Annotated in this window: 3 protein-coding genes; all 3 read left to right on the top strand. The window is 31.9% G+C overall.

The features are described from left to right. The first annotated feature begins 337 nt into the window (after positions 1–337). A complete protein-coding gene (locus V7183_RS21755) occupies positions 338–2,122 on the top strand; it encodes an ATP-binding protein (RefSeq protein ID WP_335360803.1) in 1,785 nt (594 codons plus the stop codon). A 585-nt stretch (positions 2,123–2,707) separates the two neighbouring features. Then, a complete protein-coding gene (tyrP, locus tag V7183_RS21750) occupies positions 2,708–4,147 on the top strand; it encodes a tyrosine-tyramine antiporter (RefSeq protein ID WP_097897554.1) in 1,440 nt (479 codons plus the stop codon). A gap of 74 nt (positions 4,148–4,221) precedes the next feature. Further along, a partial coding sequence (gene tdc / locus V7183_RS21745) for a tyrosine decarboxylase (protein ID WP_335360802.1) occupies positions 4,222–5,756 on the top strand: 1,535 nt, incomplete at its 3' end.

Raw genomic sequence — 5,756 nt, 5'->3', positions numbered from 1 at the left:
CTTTGTATCATCATGTAATGGTATAAAAAGTAAAAAAGAATCCAAAACGGATTCTTTTTTACTTTTTATTAGGGGTTAAGGTATTCTATGAGATCCATAGGATCCTTATTACAACGATTATATAGAATATATTAGAATAAATGTGTATATTTTTTCCTTTAATTATGAATATTTTGTGAATTTATCTTTGTATGATTATGAATGAACTTTTATTGAAAAATAAAAATTTTTTTGAATAATCACGTTTCCACTATATACCTGTGAGGACATTATTCGTATAATGGAGAAGCATAAATTAAAAATTGGTATTAAATTTACATATAGAGGTGAAACAAGAATGAATGCTCGGCTAATGGAACTCATTGATGTGAACACAATAGAAACCATGGCAGAACAATTTTATAAGTTAACAAATATCTCACATCAACTTCTTGATGCTGAAAGAGAATGTATTTTTTCATTCGGTATGGATCAAGAAATAAATAGTAAACTTACAAAGATTGAAATTCCAATCATTGCAAATGAACAACATCTAGGCTCATTTGTTGCTTGTTCCATAAAAGATGACATCTTCAATTGTCAAAAATACTTCGAAATGCTTTCAAATCTCATTGTGAATCGTGCAATGGATAAATTTCAAAATCAAAACAAAAATATACATTTGTTCTCTCAAAAAAAAGAACAGTTATATACAATCTTGCAAAATATGCCTGTTATGGTAGATGCTCTTGATTACAATGGTGAATTTATTTTATGGAATCGTGAATGTGAACTTGTAACAGGTTACACAGCGGAAGAAATTATTGGAAATCCCAAGGCACTTGATTTATTATATCCAGATGTAAATTATCGCCGTCAAAAGGAGCAAGAATTTTCGGTTTGCGGAAAAAATTTTCGGGACTGGGAAATGAATTTAACATGCAAAAATGGTGAAACGAAAACGATTATGTGGTCAAACATATCAGAACAGTTTCCTGTATCTGGATTTAGTTATTGGGCTGTTGGAGTTGATATTACGCATTTAAAAGAGATAGAAGAACAACTAAAACAACAAACATCCGAATTAGAACTTATTTTTAAAGCGTTACCTGATCTATGTTTTTTAACAGAAGTTGATGGAACGATAATAGATTATAAAGCTGGATCTCCTGCAAAGTTTTATGTACCTGTAGAATCTTTTATGGGGAAAAAGTTTTATGAAGTACTGCCTTCACCTGTAGCACAGCAATTTCGTGAAGCTATTTATCAAGTACAACAAAAAGAATCAACTGTTATTGTTGAATATCACCTCACAATTAAAGGGAGTATTAGTTTCTTTGAAGCTAGATGTTTTCCATTATTGAAAGATAAAGTTATGATCATTGTTCGTGATATTACGGAACGAAAAAGGACAGAAGAATTACTAAATAAATCAGATACACTTGCTGCAATCGGACAATTAGCTGCTGGGGTAGCACATGAAGTTAGAAATCCGTTAACGGTAATTAAGGGATTTATTCAATTGTTTCAAATTAATCAAGAAGACCAGGAGAAATATTTTGATCTTATGCTTTCAGAAATTGAAAGAATTGAATCCATTCTTCATGAATTTTTATCAATCGCTAAAACGGAGGTTATTCCTGCTGAAAAGAAAAATCTCTATTTGATATTTAAAAGTGTCGTTTCATTAATTAATACGAAAGCAATTATGACAAATATCCAAATCGATTTAGTCGCAGATTCAAAAGAATTAATCATTGAATGTTGTGAAAACCAACTAAAACAAGTATTTATTAATATTTTGCAAAATTCAATTGAAGCGATGCCAAAGGGCGGTAAGATTTTGATTCATATTAAAAAGACAAGGAATGATGAAGTCATAATCGATTTAATTGATGAAGGTGTTGGAATTCCAGAAGAAAGAATTAGAAGACTAGGAGAACCTTTCTATAGTACGAAAGAAAAAGGAACAGGAATTGGATTAATGCTAAGTTATAAAATTATCGAAAGACATCAAGGTAGAATTAGCATTATGAGTGAAGTTGGTGTGGGAACATCTGTTACAATTCATTTACCGATGTCTCAAAGTGAACAAGTTCCTCCTAAAGCTGAAGAGCCGCCCATAACAAGCTGTTCTCAGTAAACCGAAAGTGAAAAGTTATTTTAGAATGTTGCTTGGCAAAGATAGAGTTTTTCTGCATTAGTAATTTTTTAATAAGAATCCTATATTTTCTTCGTAGTTGATAATAAGAAAACACTTCTCGTCTCAAGAGAAGTGTTTTTTTATTATTGATTAGTGCCAAAAGGATTTAATTTTTCAGCTGCAGATTTAGCACGTTGCGTTTTCACAGTATGTACGTCTGTATCAGCTGCGAATTTTATACCATAGCTAGTATTTGTATTGTGAATGTTTGCGCTAGAAACTCCCTTATTGTAGTGCTTATAGGATATTTTGAAACTTTTGGTTGAGTGAATTCGGAAAATATCATCTTTTCTGAATGTGGAATAGTTTTTTGCAATAGAATCATCTCTTAAGAATTTAAAGAAAACCAAAACTTACCCAATATTTACTTAACATAAATATTAAGTGGCATGGCAACTTAATAAAGGTATGTTCTATATCTTTTATAGAGTTTTTAATAGGTGTTAAAAAATTTGCTTATTCATTGTATTTATTTTCAAATAATATATTTAATTCAAATTGAATATGAGAAAGAAGGCTATATTTATGACCAAGACGAAACAATTAACACTTTTTGGGTTGATTGGTATTACGATGGCTTTTTTTGGAACGGTGCGTAGTGTGCCGACTCTTGCCATTACTGGTTGGACCCAAATTTTCTATATGTTGATAGCTGCGTTCGCATTTGCCTTACCAATTGCATTAATGTCAGCCGAACTTTCAACAGGATTTCCTGAAGAAGGCGGACCACAGGTTTGGGTGAAAAACGCTTTAGGTGAAAGGTGGGGATTTGTTACCTCCTGGTTATTATGGGTTCAAATGTTTTTTGGGATGGTTATGGTTTCATCAACTGTAGGTGTTCTTTTAGGGTATGTTATTAATAAACCTGAACTATCTTCAAATAATTATTTTATTTTTGCTCTTATTCTCATCTCATACTGGAGTGTTACATTATTAAATCTTAAATTTGATATGGTTAAAATTGCAGGGAATTGGGGAGCGGTTATCGGGGTATATATTCCGTTTGTTATCCTTGTAGTTTTAGGTGTTATGTACATGATTAAGAACGGGATTCAAACTAATAGTTATTTAGGTGGCTTTAAACCAAGAGATATCATTCCTAATTTTAAAGATTTAGGAAGTTTAACTTATTTATCAGGAATCATCTTTATTTTTGCTGGAGTAGAAATTTCATCAGTACATGCGAATAATATTGAAAACCCAAAACGTAACTATCCGCTTGCTGTTATTACTTCTGTCATTTTATTAGCAATTTTTAATATCGTTGCTGGTTTAACGGTTTCAAATGCAGTGCCAAAGGGAAAAATGGAGCTTGCTAATATTACGCAACCGTATTTGATTTTTTGTAAAGATCTAGGTATTCCATTGATTGTTGTTAATCTCATTTCGTTAATGATTTTAATTGGGGTTTTAGTACAGTTAAGTGCTTGGGTACTTGGACCAAGTAAATCAATGATTAAAGTTGCAGAAGAAGGTAACCTCCCGAAATTCTTCCAAAAAAGAACGAGCAAAGATATTCCTATTACATTTGTCTTGATTCAAGCAATTGTCATTTCTTTAGTAGCAATATTATATGTAGTAGTTCCAGATGTTAGCAGTGCATTCTTAATTATGACGATTACAACAACTATTTTATATTGTGTAGTATATACATTAATTGCTATCTCAGCAATTCGGTTACGTTATAAAATGCCAGAAGTTGAAAGACCATTCAGATTGGGCAGCAGAGGGAATGGATTAATGTGGACAATGTCTATTTTGTCGATAATGTGTATTGTATTTACAATTGTTGTAAGTATTATTCCGCCATCCATTTTAAAGCCGAGCCAATATACGGGATATATTATATATCAAGTAGGAGCCACAATAGTAATGATTGGTATTGCTCTTATTATTAATAAATATAAAAAACCAGAATGGAAGAAAGAAGATAACAAATTAGATGATTTGAAGCGAGCAAACTAAAACGTTACGAATAATTAGTACTTATTCCTTAAATATGGTTATTGAATATTTGAGTGATTTGGAGGAAATGAAAGATGAAATATGAAATGCCAGATATAAATTTAAAAGCATTATTCTTAGGTGATAAGGGTGAAAATGCTGACTTATTCAAGGAGTTATTAATCAAATTGGTAGATGAACATGTTGGTTGGCGACAAAATTACCAACCACAAGATTTACCGGTTATTACTCCTCAAGATAAAAGTTCAAAAAGTTTTCAAGAAACAGCGGACCATATCCGTAGTGTCATGAATGTATTATCTTCAAAACTTCGTACAAATTCATTACCATGGCATTCGGCCGGAAGGTTTTGGGGACATATGAATTCTGAAACACTTATGCCAGCTATTATTGCGTATACAGCTGCAATGTTATGGAATGGGAACAATGTGGCATATGAATCTTCCCCAGGCACTTCTCAAATGGAAGAGGAAGTCGGCCATGAATTTGCTACACTTATGGGTTATAAAAAAGAAAAAAGCTGGGGACACATTTGTGCAGATGGTTCCATTGCTAATCTAGAGGGTCTTTGGTATGCAAGAAACATGAAGTCTCTTCCTTTAGCTGTTAAAGAAGTCGTTCCTAAATTTGTTGAAGGGAAAACGGAATGGGAATTATTAAATATGTCTACAGAAGAAATTTTAGATATTTTAAATCAAATTCCTGAAAAAATTGATGAAATCAAAGCGCACTCCGCACGTAGTGGCCATCATTTACAAAAATTAGGTAGATGGTTAATTCCGCAAACAAAGCACTATTCTTGGCTAAAAGCAGCAGATATTATTGGCATCGGTCTTGATTGTGTAGAAGCAATTGAAGTTGATCATCATTATCGCATGAACATTGATAAACTCGAAGAAAAAATTCGGGAATTGACTGCAGAAAACATACCAATTCTTGGTGTGGTAGGTGTTATTGGTACAACAGAAGAAGGGCAAGTAGATCGTATTGATAAAATTGTTACATTACGAGAAAAATTAATGAAAGAAGGCATTTACTTCTATATTCATATAGATGCTGCTTATGGTGGATATGCTCGTTCTATTTTTTTAGATGAAAACAATACATTTATTGATTATGACAAAATCGATAAAATATATAAGAAATATAACATTTTTACTGGAAACAATGAATGGTTATCAAAAGATATTTATAATTCATTTAAAGCAATGAGTCAAGTTGAAACAATAACAATTGATCCACACAAAATGGGGTATATCCCTTATTCCGCTGGTGGTATTGTTGTAAAAGATATTAGAATGCGTGACGTAATTTCATACTTTGCAACATATGTGTTTGAAAAAGGAGCGGATATTCCTGCATTACTTGGGGCATATATTCTCGAAGGATCTAAAGCAGGAGCAACTGCAGCTGCAGTTTGGACAGCTCATAAGGTTTTACCATTAAATGTAACTGGATATGGGAAATTACTTGGAGCAAGTATTGAAGGTGCATATCTTTTTTATCATTTTTTAAAAGATAAAAAATTTAAAGTTGGAGATAAGACCATTTATGTTTATCCATTAACTAAACCAGATTTTAATATGGTTGACTACGTATTTAATGAAGA

The sequence above is a fragment of the Bacillus sp. JJ1127 genome (genome assembly GCF_036965845.1).
Classification (GTDB): domain Bacteria; phylum Bacillota; class Bacilli; order Bacillales; family Bacillaceae_G; genus Bacillus_A.
This window is presented reverse-complemented; position numbering and strand designations above follow the sequence as displayed.

Excerpts from the sequence above, each read along its gene's own strand:
- tyrP (WP_097897554.1), top strand. The coding sequence starts at position 2,708 with ATGACCAAGACGAAACAATTAACACTTTTTGGGTTGATTGGTATTACG.
- V7183_RS21755 (WP_335360803.1), top strand. The coding sequence starts at position 338 with ATGAATGCTCGGCTAATGGAACTCATTGATGTGAACACAATAGAAACC.